At 71.4% G+C, this 24459-nt stretch carries 23 protein-coding genes; 14 read left to right on the top strand and 9 right to left on the bottom strand.

Going from position 1 to position 24459, the window contains the following annotated elements; genetic code table 11:
- The first annotated feature begins 3 nt into the window (after positions 1 to 3).
- The 5 genes from Ato02nite_RS31540 to Ato02nite_RS31520 all read left to right on the top strand — a co-directional run bounded on the left by Ato02nite_RS31540 (position 4) and on the right by Ato02nite_RS31520 (position 6662).
- The gene (locus Ato02nite_RS31540; protein WP_213010309.1) at positions 4 to 801 is read left to right on the top strand and encodes a carotenoid biosynthesis protein; all 798 of its coding nucleotides are present in this window, start codon (positions 4 to 6) and stop codon (positions 799 to 801) included.
- A complete protein-coding gene (locus Ato02nite_RS31535) occupies positions 798 to 1934 on the top strand; it encodes a glycosyltransferase family 2 protein (protein WP_213010308.1) in 1137 nt (378 codons plus the stop codon). The genes Ato02nite_RS31540 and Ato02nite_RS31535 overlap by 4 nt, the downstream gene beginning before the upstream one ends.
- Positions 1935 to 1951: 17 nt before the next feature.
- Positions 1952 to 3397 (top strand): phytoene desaturase family protein, encoded by a 1446-nt coding sequence (locus Ato02nite_RS31530; RefSeq protein ID WP_213010307.1) that lies wholly within the window; start codon positions 1952 to 1954, stop codon positions 3395 to 3397.
- A 171-nt stretch (positions 3398 to 3568) separates the two neighbouring features.
- Positions 3569 to 5266: an ATP-binding cassette domain-containing protein gene (locus Ato02nite_RS31525; protein WP_246607635.1), complete on the top strand. Its 1698-nt coding sequence runs from the start codon at positions 3569 to 3571 to the stop codon at positions 5264 to 5266.
- Complete coding sequence (locus tag Ato02nite_RS31520; protein WP_213010306.1) at positions 5259 to 6662, top strand: aminotransferase class V-fold PLP-dependent enzyme; 1404 nt, start codon at positions 5259 to 5261, stop codon at positions 6660 to 6662. Before Ato02nite_RS31525 ends, Ato02nite_RS31520 begins: the two co-directional genes overlap by 8 nt.
- A gap of 7 nt (positions 6663 to 6669) precedes the next feature.
- On the opposite strand, the gene Ato02nite_RS31515 is transcribed toward Ato02nite_RS31520, so the two are convergent.
- On the bottom strand, positions 6670 to 8367 hold the full coding sequence (locus Ato02nite_RS31515) for a substrate-binding domain-containing protein (RefSeq protein WP_213010305.1): 1698 nt from the start codon (positions 8365 to 8367) through the stop codon (positions 6670 to 6672).
- A 531-nt stretch (positions 8368 to 8898) separates the two neighbouring features.
- Between Ato02nite_RS31515 and Ato02nite_RS31510 the strand changes: the two genes are divergently transcribed.
- Positions 8899 to 9612, top strand: coding sequence for a maleylpyruvate isomerase family mycothiol-dependent enzyme (locus tag Ato02nite_RS31510; RefSeq protein ID WP_213010304.1), 714 nt, complete (start codon positions 8899 to 8901; stop codon positions 9610 to 9612).
- Here the strand turns inward: Ato02nite_RS31510 and Ato02nite_RS31505 are convergent.
- Positions 9609 to 10532, bottom strand: a complete 924-nt coding sequence (locus Ato02nite_RS31505) for a LysR family transcriptional regulator (protein WP_213010303.1) — start codon at positions 10530 to 10532, stop codon at positions 9609 to 9611. The genes Ato02nite_RS31510 and Ato02nite_RS31505 overlap by 4 nt on opposite strands.
- 113 nt (positions 10533 to 10645) lie before the next feature.
- On the opposite strand from Ato02nite_RS31505, the gene Ato02nite_RS31500 reads away from it, so the two are divergent.
- Genes Ato02nite_RS31500 through Ato02nite_RS31490 form a run of 3 tightly spaced genes read left to right on the top strand, consistent with a single transcriptional unit; the run spans position 10646 to position 14012 of the window.
- Positions 10646 to 11323, top strand: a complete 678-nt coding sequence (locus Ato02nite_RS31500) for a succinate dehydrogenase cytochrome b subunit (RefSeq protein WP_281419847.1) — start codon at positions 10646 to 10648, stop codon at positions 11321 to 11323.
- A complete protein-coding gene (locus tag Ato02nite_RS31495) occupies positions 11323 to 13263 on the top strand; it encodes a fumarate reductase/succinate dehydrogenase flavoprotein subunit (RefSeq protein ID WP_213010302.1) in 1941 nt (646 codons plus the stop codon). The genes Ato02nite_RS31500 and Ato02nite_RS31495 overlap by 1 nt, the downstream gene beginning before the upstream one ends.
- On the top strand, positions 13263 to 14012 hold the full coding sequence (locus Ato02nite_RS31490; RefSeq protein WP_213010301.1) for a succinate dehydrogenase/fumarate reductase iron-sulfur subunit: 750 nt from the start codon (positions 13263 to 13265) through the stop codon (positions 14010 to 14012). Before Ato02nite_RS31495 ends, Ato02nite_RS31490 begins: the two co-directional genes overlap by 1 nt.
- A gap of 40 nt (positions 14013 to 14052) precedes the next feature.
- Here the strand turns inward: Ato02nite_RS31490 and Ato02nite_RS31485 are convergent, their stop codons facing one another.
- Complete coding sequence (locus tag Ato02nite_RS31485; protein WP_213010300.1) at positions 14053 to 14637, bottom strand: TetR/AcrR family transcriptional regulator; 585 nt, start codon at positions 14635 to 14637, stop codon at positions 14053 to 14055.
- Between the two features lie 35 nt (positions 14638 to 14672).
- Here Ato02nite_RS31485 and Ato02nite_RS31480 point away from each other — a divergent pair, with 35 nt between their 5' ends.
- Both Ato02nite_RS31480 and Ato02nite_RS31475 read left to right on the top strand, forming a co-directional pair.
- Positions 14673 to 16058, top strand: a complete 1386-nt coding sequence (locus Ato02nite_RS31480) for an FAD-dependent monooxygenase (protein ID WP_213010299.1) — start codon at positions 14673 to 14675, stop codon at positions 16056 to 16058.
- A 21-nt stretch (positions 16059 to 16079) separates the two neighbouring features.
- Positions 16080 to 16877: an SGNH/GDSL hydrolase family protein gene (locus tag Ato02nite_RS31475; RefSeq protein WP_213010298.1), complete on the top strand. Its 798-nt coding sequence runs from the start codon at positions 16080 to 16082 to the stop codon at positions 16875 to 16877.
- Here Ato02nite_RS31475 and Ato02nite_RS31470 read toward each other — a convergent pair.
- Both Ato02nite_RS31470 and Ato02nite_RS31465 read right to left on the bottom strand, forming a co-directional pair.
- A complete protein-coding gene (locus tag Ato02nite_RS31470; RefSeq protein WP_213010297.1) occupies positions 16874 to 18085 on the bottom strand; it encodes an MFS transporter in 1212 nt (403 codons plus the stop codon). The genes Ato02nite_RS31475 and Ato02nite_RS31470 overlap by 4 nt on opposite strands.
- A gap of 61 nt (positions 18086 to 18146) precedes the next feature.
- Positions 18147 to 18620 (bottom strand): hypothetical protein, encoded by a 474-nt coding sequence (locus Ato02nite_RS31465; RefSeq protein WP_213010296.1) that lies wholly within the window; start codon positions 18618 to 18620, stop codon positions 18147 to 18149.
- Between the two features lie 246 nt (positions 18621 to 18866).
- Here Ato02nite_RS31465 and Ato02nite_RS31460 point away from each other — a divergent pair, with 246 nt between their 5' ends.
- Entirely contained in the window at positions 18867 to 20072 is a 1206-nt protein-coding gene (locus Ato02nite_RS31460) for an MFS transporter (protein ID WP_213010295.1), read from the top strand.
- On the opposite strand, the gene Ato02nite_RS31455 is transcribed toward Ato02nite_RS31460, so the two are convergent.
- Positions 20008 to 20235, bottom strand: a complete 228-nt coding sequence (locus Ato02nite_RS31455; protein WP_213010294.1) for a hypothetical protein — start codon at positions 20233 to 20235, stop codon at positions 20008 to 20010. The two genes, Ato02nite_RS31460 and Ato02nite_RS31455, sit on opposite strands and share 65 nt — an antisense overlap.
- A gap of 29 nt (positions 20236 to 20264) precedes the next feature.
- Between Ato02nite_RS31455 and Ato02nite_RS31450 the strand changes: the two genes are divergently transcribed.
- Complete coding sequence (locus Ato02nite_RS31450) at positions 20265 to 20942, top strand: TetR/AcrR family transcriptional regulator (protein ID WP_213010293.1); 678 nt, start codon at positions 20265 to 20267, stop codon at positions 20940 to 20942.
- Here Ato02nite_RS31450 and Ato02nite_RS31445 read toward each other — a convergent pair.
- Positions 20929 to 21627 carry an SDR family NAD(P)-dependent oxidoreductase gene (locus Ato02nite_RS31445; RefSeq protein WP_213010292.1) on the bottom strand — a complete coding sequence of 233 codons (699 nt, stop codon included), beginning with the start codon at positions 21625 to 21627 and terminating at the stop codon, positions 20929 to 20931. The two genes, Ato02nite_RS31450 and Ato02nite_RS31445, sit on opposite strands and share 14 nt — an antisense overlap.
- 86 nt (positions 21628 to 21713) lie before the next feature.
- Here Ato02nite_RS31445 and Ato02nite_RS31440 point away from each other — a divergent pair, with 86 nt between their 5' ends.
- Positions 21714 to 22559, top strand: a complete 846-nt coding sequence (locus Ato02nite_RS31440) for a helix-turn-helix domain-containing protein (RefSeq protein ID WP_213010291.1) — start codon at positions 21714 to 21716, stop codon at positions 22557 to 22559.
- Here the strand turns inward: Ato02nite_RS31440 and Ato02nite_RS31435 are convergent.
- A complete protein-coding gene (locus Ato02nite_RS31435; RefSeq protein ID WP_213010290.1) occupies positions 22556 to 23710 on the bottom strand; it encodes a PP2C family protein-serine/threonine phosphatase in 1155 nt (384 codons plus the stop codon). The two genes, Ato02nite_RS31440 and Ato02nite_RS31435, sit on opposite strands and share 4 nt — an antisense overlap.
- Before the next feature lie 7 nt (positions 23711 to 23717).
- Positions 23718 to 24431: a CTP synthase C-terminal region-related (seleno)protein gene (locus tag Ato02nite_RS31430; RefSeq protein ID WP_213010289.1), complete on the bottom strand. Its 714-nt coding sequence runs from the start codon at positions 24429 to 24431 to the stop codon at positions 23718 to 23720.
- Positions 24432 to 24459 lie beyond the last annotated feature (28 nt).

The raw sequence follows: 24459 nt of genomic DNA, 5'->3' as shown, positions 1-24459 counted from the left end.
ACGATGCGCACCCGCCTGCCGTGGGCGCTGCTCGCCGCCCTGGTCCTGGCCCAGATCTGTTATCCGCTGACCGGCGGCGGCACCCGCGCCGCACTGACCGTCAGCACGGTCCTGCTCGGTTACGCCACGTCGGTCGCGCACGCCGGGCTGACCCGCGGCCCGCGCGCGGCCGCCGCCCTGATCGGCACGGCCACGGTGGGCGGTTTCGCGGTGGAGGCGATCGGCGTCGCGACGGGTTTCCCGTTCGGCACCTACGACTATTCCGGCGAACTCGGACCTAAGCTCCTCGACGTCCCCCTGATCATCCCGCTGGCCTGGACCTGGATGGCCTGGCCGGCCTGGGTGGCGGCGACCCGGCTCACGCGGAACCCGACAATTCGCATCGTCGTGGCGGCCGCCGGCCTGGCCGCCTGGGACCTCTTCCTCGACCCGCAGATGGTCGCCGAGGGTTACTGGCGATGGCACTCCCCCACCCCCGCGTTGCCCGGCGTGCCCGGCATCCCGATCGGCAACTATCTGGGCTGGCTGGGCTTCGCCCTGCTGCTGATGCTCGCCCTGTCCGCCGCCGGCGGCCGGGCAGTCAACACCCCCACGGTGGGTGACGCGCCGATCATCACACTCTGGTTCTGGACGTACGCTTCGTCGGTGCTCGCCCACGCGGTCTTCCTGGGCCTCCCCGCGTCCGCGGCTTGGGGAGCCGTTCTGATGGGCGCCGCAGCTCTCCCCTTGGCCGCAAAGATGATCAGGGCACGAAAGCATGGGCCGCGGATCCCCGGCGCGGAGATCGAGGCCCCGCGATGACCCCGTCGCCGGCCCTGGCGTGGCTGGCCCTCCTGCCCTGCCTGGCCCTGACCGCCCACACAGCCGTCAACGCCACCCTGCTTCGCCGCCTCCCCCGGCCCGACCAATCCGAAATATCCGGCAAGCGGAGGGACGACAGCAGGGTGAGCGTTCTGCTTCCGCTTCGCGACGAAGCCGGGCGGGTGGGGCCCTGCCTCGAGGCCCTGCTGGCGCAGCGAGGCGTCCCCGAGCTGGCTATCCACGTCCTCGACGACGGCTCGACGGACGGGACCGCTGATGTGGTCACGGCGATCGCCGGCGACCGAGTGCAGCTGATCAAGGGCGCGGAGTTGCCCGAAGGCTGGCTCGGCAAACCGCACGCCTGCCACCAGCTTGCCCAAGTCACGAAAAATGCTGACATCCTGGCCTTTGTGGATGCGGACGTCGTTCTCGAACCGCACGCGATCGCCGAGGCCACGGCGCTGATGCGCGGGATCGGCGTCGACCTGCTATCTCCGTACCCAAAGATCGTCGGCGCCGGAAGCGGCCTCCTACAGCCTCTCCTGCAGTGGTCCTGGCTGACGTTTCTGCCGCTCCGCGCGATGGAACGCTCGCCGCGGCCGTCGCTCGCGGCGGCCGGCGGCCAGTGGCTGATGATCGACGCCGAGAGTTACCGCCGGGCCGGCGGCCACGCCGCCGTGCGCACCGAGATCCTCGAGGACATCGCGCTGGCCCGCCAGGTCAAACGCTCCGGCGGCCGGATCGCGCTGGCCGACGCCACCGGCGCCGCCACCTGCCGCATGTACGACTCCTGGCCGGAAATGATCAACGGCTACACCAAATCGCTCTGGGCGAGCTTCGGCTCACCGGTCGCGGCCGGCTGCGTCGTGGTCCTGCTGCTTTTTCTGTACGTCGTTCCGCCCGTCGCCGCACTGGTCCTCGCCGTCACGGGGTTCGGCGTTCCCGCACTCGTCGCGTCGGCGGCCTATCTCCTGGGCGTGCTCGGCCGGGTCATCACCGCCGCCGCGACCGGCGGAAAGGCCTGGGCCGCCATCGCCCACCCGGTCTCGATCGTCCTGTTCACCTGGCTCGTGGCCCGCTCGTTCCGCCTGCGCCGCGCGGGCCGCCTGACCTGGCGAGGCCGCGCGGTATGACAATCAAGGAGACCGGGATGAGCCGGGTCGTGGTGATCGGCGCCGGGGTCGGGGGGCTGGCCGCCGCGATCCGGCTGGGTGCGGCCGGGCACGACGTCGAGGTGCACGAGCGGGCCGTGACCGTCGGCGGCAAGCTGGCCGTGTACGAACGGGACGGGTTCCGCTTCGACACCGGGCCGAGCCTGCTCACGCTGCCGCAGGTCTTCACGGATCTCGGGCTGCGGCTGCCGGCGCTGCAGCCGCTCGACCCGGTCGTCCGGCACTTCTTCCCGGACGGGACGGTTCTCGACTCGTCCGCCGAGCACGAGGTCTTCCTGGAGCGGATCGCCGGCGCGTTCGGGACCGGGGCGGCGGCCGACTGGAACCGCCTCTGGCATCGCGCCGAGCGGATCTGGCGGGCGTCGTGGCGGTCGGTGCTGCGCCGCGAGGTCACCCCCGCATCCCTGGCCGCGCTCTCCTGGCGGCTGACCGACCTGGCCGCGATCGCCCCGGGCCGCAGCCTGCGCCATCTGAGCCTGCGCTATCTGCGCGACCCGCGGCTGCGCATGCTCCTGGACCGGTACGCCACGTACACCGGCGCCGATCCGCGCCGGGCGCCGGCCGCGCTGGCCGCGATCCCGTACGCCGAGCTGCACTTCGGCGGCTGGTACCTGCCCGGCGGCCTGGGCACGATCGGCACCGCGATGGTGGACCGCTGCACCGACCTGGGCGTCCGGATCGTCACCAGTTCGGCGATCACGAAGATCGAGACTTCCGGCGGCCGGGCCACGGGGGTGCGCTCGGCGGCCGGCCGGACACCTGCCGACATCGTGGTGTCCGATGTGGATGCACTCACTCTCTACCGCGATCTGCTGCCCACCCCGAGGCGGCTGGCCCGGCTCACCGACCGCAGCCTCGCCGGTTTCGTCCTGCTGCTGGGCGTGCGCGGCGAGACCCCGGGACTGGCCCACCACAACGTCTTCTTCCCCGGCTACTACGACGCCGAGTTCGACGCCGTCTTCGGCGCGCACGACCGCCGGGCCGTCCCGGCGAGCGACCCCACCATCTTCGTCACCCGGGCCACCGATCCGGCGGTGCACCCGCCCGGCACCGAGGCGTGGTTCGTGCTGGTCAACGCACCCCGGCACGGCACCGCCCGGTCGGCGGTCGACTGGCGGCGTCCGGGGCTGGCCGACGCGTACGCGAAGCATGTCCTTGATCTTCTGGCCCGTCGCGGCCTGGACGTGCGCGATCGCCTGCTGTTCACCGAGACCCGCACCCCGGCCGATCTGGCCGATGCGGTGGCCGCGCCCGGCGGTGCGATCTACGGCACGGCCGGCGGGCTGCTCCGGCCGCCCAACCGCGGCCCGGTCGGCGGACTCTACCTGGTCGGCGGCTCGGTGCACCCGGGCGGCGGCCTGCCGATGGTGACCCTGTCCGCGAAGATCGCCGCCGACCGGATCGCCAAGCATTCGCGGTCTTGAGCCGGACCCGGCTCCTCGCGGCCGCCGAGCGCGGCCGCTGCCGCACCGTTTGCGCGCCCGCCGCCGCACAGCCTTGCGCGCCCGCCGCCGCACAGCCTTGCGCGCCCGCCGCCGCACAGCCTTGCGCGCCCGCGGCCGCATGACCTTGAGCGTGCCCGCTACCGTGGCGGAGTGCCGATTGTGGACGATCCGCGCGCTGCCGTCCGGCCGGGCCTGCCGATCGAGGCCGACGGCCTCGGTCAGGTCGCCCGCGGTGGCCGCCGCCTGCTCGACGACGTCTCCCTCACCGTGCGGCCGGGTGAGCTGGTCGCGATCATCGGGGCCAGCGGCGCCGGTAAGACGACCCTGCTGGAAACCCTGGCCGGGGTGCGCCGGCCCGGGAGCGGCACGGTTCGCCACGACGGGCGGCCGGCGCCGGACGCGACCGTCGGCTACGTGCCGCAGGACGACATCATCCACCAGGAACTGCCGCTCGCCCGCACCCTGCGCTACGCGGCCCGGCTGCGCCTGCCGGCCGGCACGTCCCGGGCCGGGGTGGAGGACCGGGTCGCCGAGGTTCTCGGCGTGCTCGGCCTGACCGGGCGGGCGGACACCCGGGTGGGCAGCCTGAGCGGCGGCGAGCGCAAGCGGGCCAGCATCGCGGTCGAGTTGCTCGCCCGGCCGCGGGCCCTGTTCCTCGACGAGCCGACCTCGGGCCTCGACCCGGCCACCGCGGCCGAGTTGCTGACGCTGCTGCGCGGGCTGGCCGCCGACGGGGTCCCGGTCGTGCTGACCACGCACAACCCGGCCGACGTCAACCGCTGCGACACCGTGGTGGTGCTGGCGCCGGGTGGCCGCCTGGTCTTCGCCGGCCCGCCGGCCGCGGCTCCCGGCCATTTCGGCGCCGACGACGTAGCCGGCGTCTACGGCCGCCTGACCGACGCACCTTCCTGGCCCTCCACCGTGGACGCCGCCACGGCAGCCGAAGACACCGGCGCCGCCACGGCGGCCGCCGACGCCGGGACGGCAGCCGAAGGTGGTCGGCGAGTGGCGCCGGGCACGCCCGGTCCGCTGCGTCAGGCCGCCCTGCTCAGCCTGCGCAATCTCGACATTCTGCGGGCCAACCGGCTCACCCTGGCGATCCTGATCGGGTCGCCGCTGGTGATCCTGGCGATGTTCCTCATGCTGTTCCGGGCCGGCGCGTTCGACCCGGGCCGCCCCGACCCGGCCACCACCGTGATGATCCTGTTCTGGATCGCGTTCGGGGTCTTCTTCTTCGGCCTCACCTACGGCCTGCTGCAGATCTGCGCCGAGCTGCCGATCCTGCGCCGCGAGGTCTTCGCCGGCCTGCGCCTCGGCCCCTACCTCGCGGCCAAGGTGGCTCTCCTGCTCCCCCCGCTGGCCTGCGTCGACCTGCTCCTGCTGGCCGTGCTCCGGGGCCTCGACCGACTCCCGGCCACCGGCCACTTCGCCGAGCTCTACCTGACCGCGCTGCTCGCCTCGGCCTGTGCTCTCGCGCTCGGCCTGCTCTGCTCGGCGAGCGTCTCCGACGTGGCCCAGGCCAGCCTGCTGCTGCCGATGCTCTGCTTCCCGCAGGTGCTGTTCGTCGGCGCGATCCTGCCGGTCCCGGTGATGGCCCCGGTCGGCCGCGCGCTCAGTTACGCGATGTCGAACCGCTGGTCGTTCGAGGCACTCGGGCATTCGGCCGGGCTGGAGGAGCTGTGGCGCGACGGCGGTTCGCCGCTCGGCCCGCCGCTGCTGGCCACCTACGGTGACTCGTTCGCCCGCGAGCCGTGGCAGAACTGGCTGATCCTCGGCGGCATGACGCTGCTGTTCCTGGCCGGCGCGGTGCTGGTGCTGCGCCTGCGCTGCGGGCGGCGCCGTGGCTGAGCTGAACTTCCTCGATCGTTACCCCAGTTACCGCGACACGACCCGGCTCGACGAGCTGCGCGCCACCGAGTACTCGCACCTCGACCACGTCTACCTCGACTACACCGGCGCCGGGGTGTACGCCCAGGCCCAGCTCCGCGCCCACCACGAGCGGCTCGGATCGCGGACATTCGGCAACCCGCACTCGGAGAACCCGGCGTCGGTCGCCTCCACCGAGCTGGTCGATTCGGCCCGGCGCGCAGTCCTGCGCTTCCTGAACGCGGATCCCGCCGAATATGCGGTGATCTTCACGCCGAACGCGTCCGGGGCGTGCCGGCTGGTCGGCGAGGCGTACCCGTTCGGCCGGGGCCGCGATCTGGTGATGACGTTCGACAACCACAACTCGGTCAACGGCATCCGCGAGTTCGCCCGCCGGGCCGGCAGCCGCCGCCGCTACGTCCCGCTGGTGCCACCCGACCTGCGGGTCGCTTCCGCGGCGGTCGACGCGGCGCTGAAACCGAGAAAGGGCCTCTTCGCCTTCCCGGCGCAGAGCAACTTCACCGGCGTGCAGCACCCGTTGAGCTGGGTCGAGAAGGCCCACGACAACGGGTACGACGTACTGCTCGACGTGGCCGCCTACCTGCCGGCCAACCCGCTCGACCTGAGCCGGGTCAAACCGGACTTCGTGCCGATCAGCTGGTACAAGGTGCTCGGCTACCCGACCGGTGTCGGCTGCCTGGTCGCCCGGCGGGACGCCCTGGCGAAGCTGCGCCGGCCGTGGTTCGCCGGTGGCACGATCGCCGCGGTCAGCGTCGGCGCCGAGTGGCACCAGCTGGCCCCGGACGAGACCGCGTTCGAGGACGGCACCCTCAACTTCCTGCACATCCCGGACGTCGAGTTCGGACTGTCCTGGCTGACCGCGATCGGCCCGGAGTTGATCCGCGAGCGGGTGCGCACGCTCACCGGCTGGCTGCTGGACCGCCTGGTCGTGCTGCGGCACGCCAACGGCAACCCGATGTGCCACATCTACGGCCCGACCGGCCTGGACCACCGGGGCGGCACGGTCGCTTTCAACCTGCTCGACCCGGACGGCCGGATCGTCGACGAGCGCCTGGTCGCCACCGAGGCCGCCACCCAGGGCCTGTCGCTGCGCACCGGCTGCTTCTGCAACCCGGGCGCCGGCGAGGGCGCCTTCGACATCGGCCGGCGGCAGCTGCGTGGTTCGGCCCGCTGGGGCGTACGCACGATCGACGATTACCTGACGATGATCGGCCTGCCCAGCGGCGGCGCGGTCCGGGTCTCGTTCGGTGTCGCCTCCACGTTCGGCGACGTACAGCGTCTGCTCGATTTCCTGGAAGGCACCTACCGCGACCGCGGCGCCGACGCGGCCGGCCTGGCACCGCGCCTGCGTTGCTGAAGCGAGGCTAGGCCGGCGCGTGCGCGGCCAGGAACGCCTTGGCCAGCGCCGATGCCAGGTCGGCCGGGTCCTTCGCGGCGATCGCCTTACCGCCGGTCACCTTCGCGATGTCGTTGAGCGTGGCCATGTCCGCGTCCGGCCCGAAGCCCACCCCGATGACCGGCACCGGCCGCTGCGCGTCGCCCTCCTTCGCGAGCCGGGTCAGGAACGTCTTCTTCGGCATCGTGTACTTCGACTCGGCGTCCGAGCCGTCGCTCAACACGATGATCATCGTGTTGGCCCGGGGCTTGACCCGCGGTTTCATCGCCGCCCGGGCGTCCAGGATGGTCTGGAACAGCGGGGTGCCGGCCTGGTTGGGCGCGGTGTAACCGGTGATCGCCGCGGCCAGCGCGTCCCGCCGGCCCGTGCCGCCGGCCCGGCCGGTGATCGGGCCGAACGGCACCACCTCGACGTGCGGTGGGCTCTCCGGTTTCGGCGTGTTGAAGGTCCACATGCCGATGCTGGTCTCGTCGCCGAACAGCTGGGCCGCGGCGAGCCCGGACTGCCGCAGCAGCCCGGCCTTGGTGGTGGTGCGGCCGGTCTTGTCGGTGGCCGGCTTGTTCATCGAGCCGGACGAGTCGATCAGCAGCAGCACCTGGAACTCGAGCGCGCGGTACTGCGCCCACTGGACGGCCGGGTCGAGCACCTGGTCGGAGCGCTCCGGCACCTCGATCGAGAGCGGCATCTTGTAGGCCCGGAAGCCCGCCTCGGTGATCGCCGGCACGCTGATCGCCGCCCGCAGCCGCTCGGCCAGCGCGCCCTGCTTGGTCGAGGTCGAGATCGCGAACGGATAGTCCGCCTCGACCAGCCCGTCCGACGGGTAGGAGCCCTTCAACGCGACCGTGTTCCCGCCGCGCTGGTACATGGTGAGCTGCTGCTCGGTGATCGGGAAGACCCCCACGTCGTTGGCGACGGCGTCCGCGTCCGTCTGCGCGGCGACCCTGCGCAGCAGTTCCGCCGGGTCGGCCGAGGCGTCCTTGAGCCGGCTGCGCAGGGTCAGCGCGCGCAGCTGCGCGATGCCGGCGTCGGGCGTGCTCTGCACCATGGCCGCCTGGATCGCGTAGACGGCGAGCAGGCCGACGCTCGAGTGCAGCGGGTCGGGCATGGTGACGGCCGGGATCTGATGCCCGGCGACACCGGTCATCAACTGAAGCCAGGAGGTCTGGTCACCCTTGGCGAATTTCGCGGCGACGGCGGTAGGTGCGGCCAGGACGATCGGGCTGCGGGCGATCGGCCCACCTTCCAGGCGGTACGCGTTGATCCCGCCCACCAGCGCGATCCGCAGCCAGACGCTGCTCGACGGAATCCACACGTCGGGCTGCTGGGCCGCGAGCGCCGTGACGGCCGGCTCCTGCGCGGTGACGGAGATCGGCCCGCACCCGCTGTCGGGGTTGAGGCTGCGCGCCGCCTCCTCGACCGCGGGCGCGATCTCCGGGGCGGCGACGACGTGCAGCAGGGTCTCGTCGCAGGGCCCGGCGACGGCCCGGTTCTCGGTGCCGGTGGCGACCGGCTTCTGCGCGTAGAGCCACCAGGCGGTGCCGCCGGCCACCAGGACCAGCACAATGACGATCATCCCGGCGAGCATCACGCGAACGCCGGGACTGACGGCCTGTCCCATTTCCGGATCATGCTCCGGCAGCGGCTCGCGCCATAGCGGATCCGACATGACACTTCCCTTCGGGCGGTTACCCAAGGTCGTCTTTGGACGAGGCCGAATAGTAGCCACAGATTCACGTCGAGCAACAGAGAAACTGGCGCTTGGCAGATGTCACCAGACGAATCCGCAGCCAGGACCACCCGCGCCGCGCGAATCGGCTGCTCTTCCGACCGAAATCGGCCATCCCCCCGAGACCCTATTGATCGACACGAAGAGTATTTGTCACCGATCTATACGCTCCGTCGCAAAGGGACATGGAACGGCGACCGAAAATCGAAAGATCGTGGCCCGGCGATTGAAGATCGGAATACCGCGAACGCACCCGGTAGCGTCCGGCTCCGCCGATTACAACCGATCGTCAACGGCACCGCTCGACGGCAAGGCGGTGAAGGTCCTGCCGGCGCCGACGCCCCGACCAGAGGTCCGCGAGATCGTCGCCTGGGGTCCGAGCCGCAACGGTGCACTCCAGAGCAGATCCGGCAGGCATACCACCGGCTCGCGGGGCAGAATCCGCTGCGGGTCGATGGGTAGGGTCGCGGCATGGGATGGCTGCCGGACGCTCGCTACGCCGCGGAGCTGGAGGCCGAGGCCGACCGGCTGGCCGCGGCCGTCACCAATCGCTCGCCGGACGAGACCGTGCCGAGCTGCCCCGAGTGGACGGTCCGGGACCTGATCACCCACGTCGGCACCGGTCACCGCCTGGCCGCTGGAATCATCGAGGACCGACGCACCAGCATGGCCGAATACCGGCTGGTCGACGCACCCGCCGACCCGCACGACTGGGCCGACTGGCTGGCCGCCGGGGTGCGGCGGCTCAACGCGGCGGTCGACGACCTCGGGTTCGGCAACCGGGTGTGGACCTGGCAGCCGAAATATCAGACTGCCGGGTTCTGGCAGCGCCGCATGCTGCACGACCTGATCGTGCATCGCTTCGACGCCGAGCCGGACGGCGACCTCGCGCCCGACCTGGCGGCGGACGGCGTGGCCGACTTCCTGGACACCATGTCCTACCTGGCCAAGGTGCGCGGCAACGACGAGACGCTGCTCTTCACCGCGACCGACACCCACGACTCGTGGCTGGTCACGCTCTCGCCCGGCAGCATCACCTGGCGGGACGGGGGTAAGGCCGCCAAGGCCATCGTCGTCGCGCCGGTGACCGAACTGCTGCTGATCCTCAACCGCCGTCGCGAACCGCGAGCGGTCCACGGCGACATCGCGCTCTATCAGCACTGGCAGAACGGAACGCGCTTCTAGAGCGGGCGTACGCCGGAGGGCAGTTCCTGCGTGGCCACGTGCGCCAGCAGCGTCGTACGCAATGCTTCTGCCGCGTGTGGGAGCACGGACCGTTTGCGGTGGGCCAAAGCGATCGTCCGGCGCATGCCGGGCGGCGCCAGCGGCGTTGCCCGCAGCATGGGGCGATTGGCCAGCACCATGCTCGGCACCAGCGCCACGCCCAGGCCGGCCTCGACGAAGGCCAGTACCGCGTCCATCTCGCCGCCCTCGACCGCGAACTTCGGGGTGAAGCCGGCCTGGTGGCAGGCCTCCAGGGTGACGCCGCGGATGTCGTAGCCGGCCCGGAACATCACCAGCGGTGTGTGTTCCAGCTCGGACAGGGCGATCTGGCCGTGCGTGGTGGGTGGCGGGCGGTCGAACGCGGACGCCACCACCAGGCTCTCCCGCAGCACGGGGGTGGTGGTCAGGGCCGGGTCGACGCCCAGGTCGGGCTGCACGATCAGGGCCAGGTCGAGCGTGTGGGCCAGCAGGTTCTCGATCAGGTCCTGGGAGCTGCCCTCGTTCACGTACAGCTGGATGTCGGGGTGTCCGGCCCGGAAGGTGCGCAGCACCTCGGGGACCAGCGACGAGCAGAGGCTCGGGGTCGCTCCCAGGCGGACGTCGCCGCGGCGCAGGCCGACGATGTCCTGGACGGCCTCGCGGGCGGCGTCGGCGTCGGCCACCATGCGCTGGGCCATCGGCAGGAGGGTTTCGCCGGCGACGGTGAGGGCGGCGGCGCCGCGGATGCGTTCGAACAGGGGCGCGCCGAGGCTCTGTTCGAGCGTGTGAATCTGCTTACTTAAAGTTGGCTGAGAGACGCCCAGATTGTCAGCCGCCTGGGTGAAATGCCGGGTTTCTACGACTGCCAGGAAGTAACGAAGCTGCTGGAGCTGCACCCCCATAGCCTATCTCTATCGTTACCTACCCGATCATGCATTAGACGAATCGCCAGGGACTTCATACCGTCATTCCTGTGGCGGTAGACACGAAAGTTCCCAAGGCGCCGGCCGCGCCGGTGCGGAGCAGGAAGCGGACCTCGTCCGTCCTGCTCAAGATCATCATGGCCGTGACCGGCATCCTGCTGATCCTGTTCCTGTACCTGCACATGATCGGCAACCTGAAGATCTTCTTCGGTGCGGAGGCCTTCGATCACTACGCGCACTGGCTGCGGACCATCGCCACGCCGCTGTTGCCCAAGACCTGGTTCCTGTGGATCCAGCGGGGCGGCCTGACGATCGCGGTGGTCGCGCACATCGCCGCGGCGATCATCCTGGCTCGCCGGGCCGCCGCGGCCCGGCCGGTCAAGTACGCGCACCGGCCCAAGGTGCAGGGCAGCTACGCGGCCCGCACGATGCGCTGGGGCGGCGTGATCGTCCTGCTCTTCGTGATCTTCCACATCCTCGACCTGACCACCGGCACGCTCAACCCGGTCGGGGACAAGTCCCACCCGTACGCGAACGTGGTCGCCGACTTCGCGCTCGACCGCTGGTACGTGACGCTGTTCTACACGCTCGCGATCGTGGCGGTCGGTTTCCACCTGCGGCACGGCATCTTCAGCGCCGTACGCACCCTGGGCCAGCAGACCGCCAAGGGTGAGCGGATCGCCCGGGCCTCCGCCCTGGTTCTGTCGCTCATTTTGGTCGTCGGCTACCTCTCGGTGCCGTTCGCGGTCATGACCGGATTGGTGGACTGATGACTGACTTCTGGAACGACGGCGACCCCATTGCCGACACCGCCGCCCCCGACGGGCCGATCGAGACCCGCTGGGAGCGCCGCAAGTTCTCCGCCAAGCTGGTCAACCCGGCCAACCGCCGCAAGCTCACGGTGATCGTGGTCGGCACCGGCCTGGCCGGCGGCTCGGCCGCGGCGACCCTGGCCGAGGCCGGTTACCACGTCAAGTCGTACTGCTACCAGGACAGCCCGCGCCGGGCGCACTCGATCGCGGCGCAGGGCGGCATCAACGCGGCCAAGAACTACCGCAACGACGGTGACTCGATCTACCGGCTCTTCTACGACACGGTGAAGGGCGGCGACTTCCGCGCCCGCGAGTCGAACGTGTACCGCCTGGCCAGCGTGTCGGTGAACATCATCGACCAGTGCGTGGCCCAGGGCGTCCCGTTCGCCCGGGAGTACGGCGGCCTGCTGGACAACCGCTCGTTCGGCGGCACCCAGGTGTCCCGCACGTTCTACGCCCGCGGGCAAACCGGTCAGCAGCTGCTGCTCGGGGCCTACCAGGCGATGGAACGGCAGATCGGTCTCGGCAACATCGAGATGAACGCCCGGCACGAGATGCTCGAGCTGATCGTCGTGGACGGCAAGGCCCGCGGCATCGTGGTCCGGGACATGGTGACCGGCGAGATCACCACCGAGATGGCGGACGCCGTCGTCTTGGCCTCGGGCGGCTACGGCAACGTCTTCTTCCTCTCCACCAACGCCAAGGGCTGCAACGTCACCGCGTCGTGGCGGGCGCACCGCAAGGGCGCGCTGTTCGCGAACCCCTGCTACACCCAGATCCACCCCACCTGCATCCCCGAGTCGGGCACGCACCAGAGCAAGCTCACCCTGATGAGCGAGTCGCTGCGCAACGACGGCCGGGTGTGGGTGCCGCGCGCCGCCGGCGATTCCAGAAAACCGGGCGACATCCCCGAGGACGAGCGCGACTACTACCTCGAGCGGATCTACCCGTCCTTCGGCAACCTGGTGCCGCGGGACATCGCGTCCCGGGCGGCCAAGAACGTGTGCGACGAGGGTCGCGGCGTCGGCCCGGGCGGGCTCGGCGTCTACCTGGACTTCGCGGACGCGATCGCGCGGCTCGGCCAGAAGGCGGTCGAGGCCAAGTACGGCAACCTGTTCGAGATGTACGAGCGGATCACCGGCGAGAACCCGTACCAGGTTCCGATGCGGATCTACCCGGCCGTGCACTACACGATGGGTGGCCTGTGGGTCGACTACGACCTGCAGTCGACGATCCCCGGTCTGTTCGTGGTGGGCGAGGCGAACTTCTCCGACCACGGCGCGAACCGGCTCGGCGCGTCCGCGCTGATGCAGGGTCTCGGCGACGGGTACTTCGTGCTGCCGACGACGCTGGGCAACTATCTCGCGAGTGGGCCGTACGAAAAGATCTCGCCGGATCACGAGGAGGTCGTCGCCGCCCGCCAGGCCGTCGAGGACCGCATCGCGAAGTTCCTGTCGATCGACGGTGACCGGACCGTGGACTCGTTCCACCGCGAGCTCGGCCACATCATGTGGGAGTACTGCGGCATGGAGCGCACCGAGGAGGGCCTGACCAAGGCCATCGGCCTCATCCGGGCGCTGAAGGACGAGTTCTGGCAGCGGGTCAAGGTGCCGGGCACCGGCGAGCAGCTCAACCAGAACCTGGAGAAGGCCGGCCGGGTCGCCGACTTCTTCGAGCTGGGCGAACTGATGTGCATCGACGCGCTGCACCGCCGGGAGTCCTGCGGCGGCCACTTCCGGGCCGAGTCGCAGACCCCGGACGGCGAGGCGCTGCGCCACGACGACGAGTTCGCGTACGCCGCCGCCTGGGAGTACTTCGGTGCCGACCAGAAGCCCACCCTGCACAAGGAACAGCTCGAATTCGAGTACGTCCACCCGAGCACCCGGAGCTACAAGTAATGGACATCCAGGTTCGCGTGTGGCGCCAGACCGACTCGTCCGACAAGGGCCGGATGGTGACCTACGACGTCAAGGACATCTCCCCCGACGCATCCTTCCTGGAGATGCTCGACGTCCTGAACGAGAAGCTGATCCTCGACGGGGACGACCCGGTCGCGTTCGACCACGACTGCCGCGAGGGCATCTGCGGCGCGTGCAGCATGGTCATCGACGGTGTGGCGCACGGCCCCGAGCGGGCCACCACCACCTGCCAGCTGCACATGCGGCACTTCAAGAACGGTGACGTGATCGACGTCGAGCCGTGGCGGGCCGCCGCCTTCCCGGTCATCAAGGACCTGGTGGTCGACCGCACCGCGTTCGACAAGATCATCCAGGCCGGTGGCTACATCACCGCGCCGACCGGTGCCGCCCCCGAGGCGCACGCGACGCCCGTACCCAAGAAGGACGCCGACCTGGCGTTCGAGGCGGCCACCTGCATCGGCTGCGGCGCCTGCGTCGCGGCCTGCCCGAACGGTTCGGCGATGCTGTTCACCGCGGCGAAGGTGGCCCACCTGGGTCTGGTTCCGCAGGGCCAGCCGGAGCGGGACACCCGGGTGCTGGACATGCTGCAGGCGCAGGACGACGCCGGCTTCGGCGGCTGCACCAACATGGGTGAGTGCACCACGGTCTGCCCGAAGGGCATTCCGCTGACCCTCATCGGGCGCCTGAACAGCGATTACCGCAAGGCACTGCGCAACAGCAACAGCTGATCTCCGGGCCGGGCACAATGGCGTGCCCGGCCCGGCTCCTTCATACCCGGTTGCCGCCGATGCCCCCGTAGATGAACGAGGTCAGCGTCTCGATGGCCTCGTCATCCGGCAGTTTCGACATCCATTCCGCCGCGAACGTCGACACCAGCGCGCCGAAGATCGACGCGATGACGAGCGGCTCCCCCGGCAGGTCGAGTTTGGCCAGGTGAGCGGCGATGTGCCCGCGGTCGGGCTCCATCATCGACTGGACGACCCGCTCGAACTCCGGGTCGACGATCGCCGCCTGCCGCAGCGCGTCCATCACCACGTGATGCCGTCGGTAGAAGCCCCAGAACGCCGCCACGTGATAGCGGACCGCGGCCCGGTCGCGGAAATCCTCGCCGTGCCCCGGCGCCGCGGCTGACTCGTCCCCTTCGAGCAGCAGCTCGGCCAGCAACGCTTCGAGCAGCTTCTCCTTGCTCGCGAAGTGCTGGTAGAACGACCCGGTCGCCCGGCCGGCCTCCGCCGTGATGTCGGTGATCTTGGCGTTGAGATAGCCGGTCCGCGCGAACACCCGGATCGCCGCGGCCTTCAGCTCCGCCTCGGTCTGCGCCGCCCGCAGCTTGCGCACGCCCGTCTCCGCCATTGACGCAGAATATCAACCTGCCGTACGGTGAATCCATGTTCACTGAATCAGAATTCATAATGATCGTCGGCGCCGGACCCACCGGCCTCACCCTGGCCCGCGAGCTCCAGCGCCGCGGCGTCCCGTTCCGCATCGTCGAGAAGGAGGAGTCGCCGTTCACCGGCTCCCGCGGCAAGGGCATCCAGCCCCGCACCCAGGAGATCCTCGACGACCTGGGCCTGATCACGCAGTTCCAGAAGCACGGCGGCGACTACCCCGAGCTGCTCATCCACCTGCCCGGCGGCGGGGAGATGCGGCAACGGATGGACGAACCGCACGACCCCACGCCCCCGGTGCCGTACCCGAATCTGCTGATGGTCCCGCAGTGGCGCACATCGTCCCTGCTCGCCGAGGGCATCCCGATCGAGTACGGCACCGGCCTGTCGGCCTTCACCCAGGACACGGCGGGGGTGCACGTCACGCTCGACACCGGCGAGACCGTGACCTGCCGTTACCTGGTCGGGGCGGACGGCGGCCGGAGCACCGTCCGGCAGCGGCTCGGCGTGCCGTTCGAGGGCGAGACCCACGAGACCGAGCGCCTGTTCATCGCCGACGTCCGGATCGACGATCTCGACCGCGGCAACTGGCACATCTGGCCCGGCGCCGCCGCCCGCTCCCTCCGGCTCGGCCTGTGCCCGCTCCCCGGCACCGACGACTTCCAGCTCACCGCCCCGCCCACCGACCAGTCCGTCGAGGAACTGGTCGCCTCGGTCGACCCGTCCCTGAAGGTCACCCACGTCGGCTGGACGTCGCACTTCCGGGCCAACATCCGGATGGTCGCCCGCTATCGGGCCGGCAACGTCTTCCTGGCCGGCGACGCCGCCCACGTGCACTCCCCGGCCGGTGGCCAGGGCCTCAACACCGGCATCCAGGACGCCTGGAACCTGGGCTGGAAACTCGCGACCGGCGACGACCCGCTCCTCGACACGTACGAGGCGGAACGCCTGCCCGTCGCCGCGGACGTCCTGGGCATCACCACCCGCCTGCACCAGCGGCACGTCGACGGCGAGGCCGACGCGATGCGCCGCACCGACCCGGAACTGCGCCAGCTGTCCCTCACCTACCGGGGCGGCCCGCTCGCCGCCGAGCATCGCGTGACGCCCGGCCTGATCCGGGCCGGCGACCGCGCCCCCGACGGCCTGCTGCCCGACGGCCGCCGCATCTTCGACCTGCTCCGCGGCCCGCACGCCACCCTGCTCGCCCTCGGCTGGGACGGCGACCTGCCCTTCGAACCAGCCCACCGGATCTCCGATCCGGCAACCATGGAGGCGTACGACGTACGCGAGCCGACGCTTTTCCTGGTACGCCCGGACGACTACATCGGATGCGCGACGACCGACCCGGCCGACATCAGCGCCTACCGCACCCTGATCGGCCAGTAACGCGTTGATCATCGTGTGAGATTGTTCCGGCCACGCGCCGTCGCCGCCCTCGCGCTCATCCTCACCCTGGTCGTCGACCCCGCCTGCGCCGTGGCCGGCCCGGGACCGGCCCCGCTGCGCTACGTCGCGCTGGGTGACTCGTACTCGGCCGGGGTGGGCAGCGGCGGCAGCGAGAGCGGCGGCAGTTGCCGGCGCAACACCAACGCCTACCCGGTCCGGTGGGCGAAAGCCCACCCCGATTACCACCTCGTGCATATCGCCTGCTCCGGCGCCGGGGTGGAGAGCGTCCGGCGGACCCAACTGCCGAGCCTGACCCCGGCGACCACCCTGGTCACCGTGACGGCCGGCGGCAACGACATCGGCTTCGCCGACACCATGACCGTGTGCGTCGTCGACCCCCGCCCCGCGAGCTGCCTGGCCGGTGCCGCGCGGGGCAGCAAACTGGCCAGGACGGTGCTGCCGGGCCGGCTCCGGCAGCTTTACCGGGAGATCCGCAGCCGGGCCCCCGAGACGTCGGTGCTGGTCTTCGGCTACCCGCGCTTCTTCCGCACCGGCAGGCTGGGTTGCCGCCTCCTCACCACCGGAGAACGCGAGGCCGTCAACGACACCATCGACGTCCTGAACCGGGTCATCGAGGCCGAGGCGACCGCGGCCGGCTTCCGCTACGTCGACGTACGCCCGGCGTTCGCGGGCCACGGAGCCTGCGCGGCGACCCCGTGGCTGAACGCGGTGACGTTCCCGCCGAACAACTCGTTCCACCCGAACGACGCGGGCCAGCGCGAGGGCTATTTGGCCGCCATGAACGCCGCCCTCGGCTAGGCGGCGGTTACCGCAGCGGAGTGCCGACGAGCACCGGCGAGAGTCAGCACCGCTATCGGCGCGGTCAGGGCGGCGGCGATCAGCAGCGGCGCGGCGGGTCCGAGTTGGACAGCTACCGCGCCGAGCGGGATGGCCACCGCGACCGGCCCGAACATGACCGTCGTGGAGGTGGCGCCGACCCGGCCGAGCAGGTGGTCCGGGGTCTCGGTCTGCACCACGGTCATCCCGGCGATCAGCGCCCAGACCAGGCCGATGCCGGCCAGCGCGCTGCCCGCGATCATCGACGGCCACCACGGCATCGCGGACGCCACGCACCCGGCGCCGAAGACGAGCGCGCCCAGCGCCGCGATCGCCGCCGGGCCGCGCCGGGCCAGCAGCCGCCCGGCCACCAGACCGCTCACGATGGATCCCGCGCCCTGCGCGGTGGAGAGAAACCCGAGCCGGGTGGCCGGCAGGTGCAGCCCCTGCGTGACCTGCGCGATGACCCCCGCGTTGGTGAGCCCGGAGAGCCCGATGGCGACGGCCGCGACCAGCACCGGCACCCGAACGGCCGGATTCCCGAACAGCGCCCGCAGCCCGTCCCGGACCTGCCCGGGCCTCCCCCTCGTCGGAGCACTCTCCTGCGTCGAGGCGACGTCCGTCGCATTCGCCGTTGTCGGCAGGTTCAGCCGTAGCAACGCGTAGCAGGCGGCGGTGAGCAGCGGCATCGCGGCGGCGAGCAGCACCACCGGGGTCGGGCCGGTCCAGGCGTAGAGGCCGGCGCCGGCCAGCGGGGCGACCAGCTTCATGCCCTCCTGGGCGCTGGTGCGCCAGCCGTTGACGTCGCCGAGGCGGTCCGGGGGCAGCGCGGACGGCAGGATCGCGGTCTCGCCCGCGTCGATCAGCACGTAGCTGACGCCGCGGGCCAGCAGCACCGCGTAGATCAGCCAGGCGTCACGGGCCGCCGAGACCGTCAGCAGGGTCAGCATGATCGCGGCCAGCAGCAGGTCGGTCCAGATCATCAGCGGACGGCGGGGCAGGCGGTCGACCAGCGCGCCGAGCCACGGCGCCGCTAGCGTCGGCGCGTAGATGCACAGCCCGGTGAGGGCCGCGATGCCCGGTGAGCCGGTCAGGTCGAAGACCCAGATGCCGGCGGACAGGGTCATGGCGGTGCTGCCGAACCCGGACACCAGGGAGATGACCACAAACAGGACAGCGTTCCGTCGCACCGCATGACCTCCCGAGGATGGAGCCGACCCGGCTCATCCTCAAGACTTGAGTGGTAATCTGTCAACCCTGCGATGCTGCGGCCCGAAGTCGCTCTATCGCTGTCCGGGTCGGCCCGGGCAGCGCCGGCCCGACCTCGGCGAGATCACCAAGAACCGCTTCGACCAGCGAATACAGCGCACTACCGGGTGCTTCCGGAGCGACCGAGAGGGTCTGGCGCACCAGGGCGGCCCGCACGAACCGGCGATCCCAGCGCCGGTCGGCCCCGATGCGCCGATGCAGCTCCACGGTGGCCGCGCGCAGATCGGCGAGCTTTTCGCCGTACGCCTGGTCGAGGTCTCGTCGCACCGGCCGCAAGGTCACCGCCAAGCGCAATCGCCGCTGCTCCGCCGCCTGTCGGCTGGTCAGGCCGAGCGCTGCGGCGATCTCGGCCCAGGTGGCGCCGTCGCGGCGCGCCCGGTCGATCAGCGCGAGCTCCTCGGCATCGAGCCGGGCCCGCCGCTCCGGAATCCCCCGCAGATCAGTCAGCTCAACCACGCGGCTACTCTAGCAGTTGTCAATGATTCATTGACAAGCTGGAGCTGATACAGTCCGGTCAGTCGTCCGGTGCCGCCTCGGTCCGGGCCAGACATTTCCGCCCGGCGATCTGGGGTGGCGGAGCGGGCGTGTGTCCGCCCCTCCGCAGTCCTGAGAGCGTCCCGGTCGGGCCACGGGTCGCGCCCAGTTTCACCGGCACCGGCGACCCCGGGTGGTCCGCGTCGCCCGGCGGCGGCGAAGGACCCCATGTCGTCCGCCTATCTCCCGTTGCTGCGCACCCCCGGTGCCGCCGTCTTCTTCCTCTCCGCCGCCGTGGGCCGGGTCGGCATCGCCATGACCGGCCTCGGCCTGATCTGGCTGGTGCACGCCCGCACCGGCTCCTACGGCGTCGCGGGCCTGGCCACTGCCGGGTTCGCGGTCACCGAGGCCCTGATCGGGCCGCAGCTGGCCCGCCTGATCGACCGGTTCGGCCAGCCCCGCGTCCTGCCGTTCCTGCTGGCCGCGCACGGCACGGCCGTCGCGGTGGTGCTGGCCGCCGGTTCACCGGCCGCGATGATCGCCGCGGCCACCTGCGCCGGGGCGGCCGTACCCCAGTTCGGGGCGCTCTCCGCGGCCCGCTGGGCGCACCTGCTGCGCGCGGACCGGGCCGGCGAGCTACCCACCGCCTTCTCGCTGGAGTCGCTGGCCAACGCCACCGCGTTCCTCCTCGGGCCGGCCGTGGTCGCCGCCCTCGGCGCGGCCGGCAACCCGGCCGTGGCCAGTGCCGTCGCCGCGACCCTGATCCTGAGCGGCGGCGGCGCCCTGGCCGCTCAGCACCGCACCGCGCCGCCCGGCCACATCCCGGGCACCCGCACCGGCCGACCGGCCTTCGTCCTCCTGATCGCCGCCCTGCACGTGGCCGTCGGCCTCTACTTCGGCACCATGAGCGTCGCGATCAGCGCCTTCGCCGTCGGCCGTGGCACCCCCGGGGCGGCCGCACCGATCATCCTGGCCGCGAGCCTCGGCGGGCTGCTGTCCGGCTGGCTCTACGGCCTGCGCCGGCACCGCGCCCCGACGGCCGTCCAACTTGTCATCGTCAGCGCCTACCTGACCGGCACGGCCCTGCTGCTCCCGTTCGCGCCGGCGCCGATCTGGCTCGGCGCGGCCGCCGTGGTCGCCGAGGCGGCGGTCCCGCCGACCCTGGTCCTGCTGGCGGTCCGCACCGAACGGTCCGTCCACCCGGCGGTGCTGACCGAGGCGTTCACCTGGAACAACTCCAGTAGCGCGGCCGGTTCGGCGATCGCGGCCGCCGTCGCCGGACGCCTCGCCGACAGCGCCGGTGCCTCCGCCGCCTTCGCCCTGGCGCCGGCGGCCGGCCTGGCCCTGCTCGTCCTCGCGGTCACCGCGCTCAGGAAGTCGCGTCCGAGTAGATCTCCACGTCGTAGAGGAGCCGGACGGGTTCGCCGTTCGTGACGCCGACGAAGACCGGCTCCCCGGCCGGCGTCCACCCGCGGCGCCATACCTCGGCGCGGGCGGCCTCCCGGGACTCGTGATGGATCCGGTCGGCCCGATGCAGCTCCATGACCCGGCGCGCGGTGGAGCGATCGGCCTCGAGGTGGATGCGCAACAGTGGCATGCCTTAACTTAACACCGTTAAACTAAGGCATGCCCACCTCGATCTGGTTACGCGAAGACCCACCGGCCCAGCGGTCCTCCCCGCTGAGCCGGGAACGCATCGTGGTCGCCGCCGTGCAACTCCTCGATCAGCTGGGCACCGGCGGCCTGACCATGCGGCGCCTCGCCCAGGCCCTCGACGTCACCGCCACCGCGCTGTACTGGCACGTGACGACCAAGGAGGACGTCCTCGACCTGGCGCTCGACCAGATCTTCGGCGATGTGCCGCTCCCCGCCGCCACGACCGACTGGCGAAATGACGTGCGGAGCCTGATCCGGAACTGGCGGGCTGCCATGCTCCGCCATCCCTGGGCTCCGAACCTGATCGGCCGGCCGATGCTCGGACCCCACGTCCTCGCCCGCACCGAGTTCCTGCAGTCCGCGCTGTCGCGGGGCGGCCTCGCCGAGCTGGAGTTGGCGGTGACCACTCGGCTCCTGGCCAACTATGTGATCGGCGCGGCCCTGACCGAGGCAACCTTCCGGCAGGCGGGCGGCGAGCACGCCCAGGCCCGGCGGCACATCACGGCGAGCCCGACGGCCTATCCCGTCCTCAATGCCTCCGGGCATCTCGATCCCGGTCGCTGGACCGACGACGAGCTGTTCGAGCGCGGCCTCGATGCCGTCCTCGCCACGATCAGCACCGGCCCCGCACCGCTCACGACCAGGTGATCTCGCCGTCGCGGTCGATGAAGCGGCCGGAGCCGTGGCCCGGGCCCTCGGTGGCCAGGGTGACGATCGCGTCGGTGCCCTCGGTGACGGTCTGCGGGCCGGAGTTGCCGTTGAGATCGGTCGCCGTGTAACCGGGGTCGGCCGCGTTGATCCGGATGTCCGGCAGCGCCTTGGCGTACTGGGTGGTCAGCATGGTCAGGGCCGCCTTCGAGGCCGTGTAGGCGGGGACGATCACCTTCGATTCGGCGCGGGTCGGGTCGTGGGTGGCGGCGAGCGAGCCCATCGAGCTGCTGACGTTGATGATGACCGGGTCGGCCGAGCGCCGCAGCAGCGGCAGGAACGCGGTGCTGGCCCGCACCACCCCGACGACGTTGACGTCGAGCACGCCCAGGACGTCGGCGCCGGTCAGGCCGCTCGGGTCGCCGAAGGGACCTTGCACGCCGGCGTTGTTGATCAGTACGTCGATCCGGCCCTCGTGCTGTTCGACGTCGGCGGCTGCCGCGGTGACCGACGCGTCGTCGGTGACGTCGATCTCGACGAAGCGGGCACCGAGTTCGGCGGCTGCCGCGCGGCCGGCTTTCTCGTCGCGGGCGCCGAGCAACACGGTGTGGCCCTGGTCGATGAGGCGGCGGGCGGTCTCGCGGCCGAGGCCCTTGTTGGCCCCGGTGATGAAGGTGATGGTCATGCGTCCATGGTCGGCGCGGCCGGCGGAGTCATCCAGAGAACAGCGTTACCACCCTCGGGCCGTGGCCCCGCGCGAGAATTGCCGGCATGGAACTCGGCGTGACCCTGCGGGCCTGGCGCGATCGGCTCTCCCCGGCGGCGGCGGGACTGCCGGCCGGGCGTTCCCGCCGGGCCGCCGGGCTGCGCCGGGAGGAGCTCGCCGACCTGGCCGGCATCTCGGTGGACTACGTCGTACGCCTGGAGCAGGGCCGTTTCACCTCGCCGTCGGCGCAGGTGGTGGCCGCGCTGGCGCGGGCACTGCAGCTCACCGTGGCCGAACGCGACCATCTGTACCGGCTGGCCGGTCTGGTCCCGCCGACCGGCGGCCAGATCTCCGAGCACATCCCGCCCGGCCTGCGGCGTGCCCTCAACCGGCTCGGCGACGCGGCGGTGGCCGTGTTCGCCGCGGACTGGCAGCTGATCTGGTGGAACCGGGGCTGGGCGGCGCTGCTCGGCGACCCGTCCTCGGTGCCGGTGCCGCTGCGCAACTTCGCCCGCGACACCTTCCCGGTGGGCGACGACGGCGGTCCGTACATGTCGCAGTGGCCGGTCGTCTCGCACGCCCCCGACGAGGTGGAAGCGGCCGTCGTGTCCGACCTGCGCCGGGCCACCGGCCGTTTCCCGGGCAACCCGCGGCTGACCCGGCTGATCCGGTCGCTGACCGAAGGTAACCGGCGGTTCGCCGAGCTGTGGTCGGCCGGGTCGGTGGGCGCGCACCGCGAGGACCACAAGGTCGTCCAGCATCCCGTGGTGGGGCCGATCGAGGTGGACTGCGACGTCATGTCGGACGGCGACGCGGACCTGAAGGTTGTGATCCTCACCGTCGTCCCGGACACCGAGGACGAGAGCCGGTTCCGGCTGGCGCTGGTGGCGGGCGTGTCGGCGCCGGCCTAGTGCTGCCACTGGAGCATCGCGGCGGTGGCGTCGTCGCGGAGCTCGCCGTCCTCGTACGTCACGATGGTGTGCACCAGGCGGCGCATGATCTCCGGGGCCGTCAGGCCCCCCTTCAACGCCGTGATCATGAAGTCGGACAGCCGGTCCGGGCCGAACAGGACGCCGTTCGCGTCCCGGGCCTCGGTGATGCCGTCGGTGTAGAGGACCAGCGTGTCGCCCGGCTCGAGCTGCTGCTCGGTGATGCCCGGGGCGCGGCCGAGCATGTGACCGAGGCCGAGCGGCAGTGCCGTCGGCGTGCGCAGCGCCGGCAGCAGACGGCCGTCGCGCAGCAGCAGTTCGGCCGGGTGGCCGGCGCTGATCCGCCGGTAGTGGCCGGTCGCGGTGTCCAGCTCGACGAGCAGCGCGGTGACAAAACTGCCGGGGTACTGCGCATTGATCCACTTGTCGATCGAGCGGCAGGTGTCGGCGAGCGACAGGCCGGACCGGCGGGCGTTGCGGTAGGTGTTGAGGGTCAGCGTGGTCAGGGCGCTGGCGCTGATGCCGTGCCCGACCGTGTCGAACAACCCGACGTGCAGCACGTCGCCATTGACCGCGTAGTCGAACGCGTCTCCGCCGACGTCGTAGCAGGGTTCCAGGACCGCGGTCACCACGGTGCCGTCGACCGCGCAGGTCAGCGGCGGCAGCTGGTTCCAGATGATCTCGGCGGCCAGTTGCATGGGCAGGCGGCGCCGGGTGTGCTCGACCGCGTCACCGTAGAAGCGGCGGCTCGCGATCAGCTCGGCCACCAGGGCCGCGATAACCTCGAGGTCGTGCCGGACCGCGGCCGACGGCATCTCCTTGAAGCCCAGCCCGAGGACGCCGAGCCGTTCGGCGCCGTGCAGCAGCGGCAGCCAGAGGTGCCCGTCGTCGTGGGTCTCGGTCGCGGTGATGAAGCACCGCCCGGCGGCGGTCGCCTCCACCGCCTGCGGTCCCAGATCGCCGTCCGTGCTGCCGTGCAGCGGGCACAGGGACAGCTGGCCGTAGTCGATGAGCAGCACGCCCGCCGAATTGGCATCCAGCAGTGGAGCGGCCCGCGCCAGCACGACGGGCAGATCTTCGGCCCGCCCGTGCCTCAGCGCGAGCAGCCGGCGAACCGCCTCCATCGCGAGCATCGGCTCATCATCCAGCGGCAAGCTCCTGACCGCTACTCAGCGACACCGCAGCGTGGGCGAAACCACGGATCACCGGGTGTACGCCGTCCGTGTGCAGCTCCGGCTGGAAGAGCGTGGCCAGGAAGAACGGGTGCCCGGGCAGTTCGGCCACGCGCACCTCGCCGGAATCGTCGTGCCCGGAGAAACGCATGCCGTGCGCGGCGAGCAGGTCGATGTAGCCGGCCGCGATGCCGTAGCTGCAGTGGTAGCGCTCCACCGTGCGGCTCGCGCCCAGCAGCTCCTCGATGCGGGAGCCGGCGTCCAGGTTGATCGCACCCTCGTGGCCGACCAGCGAGCAGGACAGCTCGGCGATCAGCGCGTCGGTGCCGGGCCCCTCCTCGTTCTCGGCGTGCCGGGCATCGGGCAGGTCACAGACGTTGCGGGCGAACTCCAGCATGGCGTGCTGGAAGCCGCCGCAGGTGCCGAGGAACGGGATCCCGGCGGTGCGGGCGGTGTGCGCGGCGGTCACGGCGCCGGCTTCGCTGCGGTACGGGCTGCCGGGTGCCAGCCAGATCCCGGCGTAGCCGTGCAGGGCGGCCGGGTCGGCCGCGTCGGGGGACGGGATCCAGTACGCGTCGAGGTCGATCTGTTCCTCCTCGCGCAGCGCGTCGAGGATGGCGGGGATGCGCGAATGGGCTCGCACGGCGGGCGACCGGTCACCGACCAGGGCAATCGAAATCATGTCCCGATGCTGCCCGGCCCCGAACATA

Origin of the sequence: Paractinoplanes toevensis, from assembly GCF_018332695.1 — a bacterium.
Lineage (GTDB): Bacteria > Actinomycetota > Actinomycetes > Mycobacteriales > Micromonosporaceae > Actinoplanes > Actinoplanes toevensis.
Note: the sequence above shows the minus strand (reverse complement) of the source record. Positions and strands in the feature narration are given on the sequence as shown.

What these genes read in the sequence shown, in the direction of transcription:
- Ato02nite_RS31490 (WP_213010301.1), top strand. Translation starts at nt 13,263, where the DNA reads ATGGACATCCAGGTTCGCGTGTGGCGCCAGACCGACTCGTCCGACAAG.
- Ato02nite_RS31460 (WP_213010295.1), top strand. Translation starts at nt 18,867, where the DNA reads ATGTCGTCCGCCTATCTCCCGTTGCTGCGCACCCCCGGTGCCGCCGTC.
- Ato02nite_RS31455 (WP_213010294.1), bottom strand. Translation starts at nt 20,235, where the DNA reads ATGCCACTGTTGCGCATCCACCTCGAGGCCGATCGCTCCACCGCGCGC.
- Ato02nite_RS31450 (WP_213010293.1), top strand. Translation starts at nt 20,265, where the DNA reads ATGCCCACCTCGATCTGGTTACGCGAAGACCCACCGGCCCAGCGGTCC.
- Ato02nite_RS31440 (WP_213010291.1), top strand. Translation starts at nt 21,714, where the DNA reads ATGGAACTCGGCGTGACCCTGCGGGCCTGGCGCGATCGGCTCTCCCCG.
- Ato02nite_RS31510 (WP_213010304.1), top strand. Translation starts at nt 8,899, where the DNA reads ATGGGATGGCTGCCGGACGCTCGCTACGCCGCGGAGCTGGAGGCCGAG.
- Ato02nite_RS31505 (WP_213010303.1), bottom strand. Translation starts at nt 10,532, where the DNA reads ATGGGGGTGCAGCTCCAGCAGCTTCGTTACTTCCTGGCAGTCGTAGAA.
- Ato02nite_RS31495 (WP_213010302.1), top strand. Translation starts at nt 11,323, where the DNA reads ATGACTGACTTCTGGAACGACGGCGACCCCATTGCCGACACCGCCGCC.
- Ato02nite_RS31430 (WP_213010289.1), bottom strand. Translation starts at nt 24,431, where the DNA reads ATGATTTCGATTGCCCTGGTCGGTGACCGGTCGCCCGCCGTGCGAGCC.
- Ato02nite_RS31485 (WP_213010300.1), bottom strand. Translation starts at nt 14,637, where the DNA reads ATGGCGGAGACGGGCGTGCGCAAGCTGCGGGCGGCGCAGACCGAGGCG.
- Ato02nite_RS31445 (WP_213010292.1), bottom strand. Translation starts at nt 21,627, where the DNA reads ATGACCATCACCTTCATCACCGGGGCCAACAAGGGCCTCGGCCGCGAG.
- Ato02nite_RS31530 (WP_213010307.1), top strand. Translation starts at nt 1,952, where the DNA reads ATGAGCCGGGTCGTGGTGATCGGCGCCGGGGTCGGGGGGCTGGCCGCC.
- Ato02nite_RS31540 (WP_213010309.1), top strand. Translation starts at nt 4, where the DNA reads ATGCGCACCCGCCTGCCGTGGGCGCTGCTCGCCGCCCTGGTCCTGGCC.
- Ato02nite_RS31435 (WP_213010290.1), bottom strand. Translation starts at nt 23,710, where the DNA reads ATGCTCGCGATGGAGGCGGTTCGCCGGCTGCTCGCGCTGAGGCACGGG.
- Ato02nite_RS31480 (WP_213010299.1), top strand. Translation starts at nt 14,673, where the DNA reads ATGTTCACTGAATCAGAATTCATAATGATCGTCGGCGCCGGACCCACC.
- Ato02nite_RS31535 (WP_213010308.1), top strand. Translation starts at nt 798, where the DNA reads ATGACCCCGTCGCCGGCCCTGGCGTGGCTGGCCCTCCTGCCCTGCCTG.
- Ato02nite_RS31515 (WP_213010305.1), bottom strand. Translation starts at nt 8,367, where the DNA reads ATGTCGGATCCGCTATGGCGCGAGCCGCTGCCGGAGCATGATCCGGAA.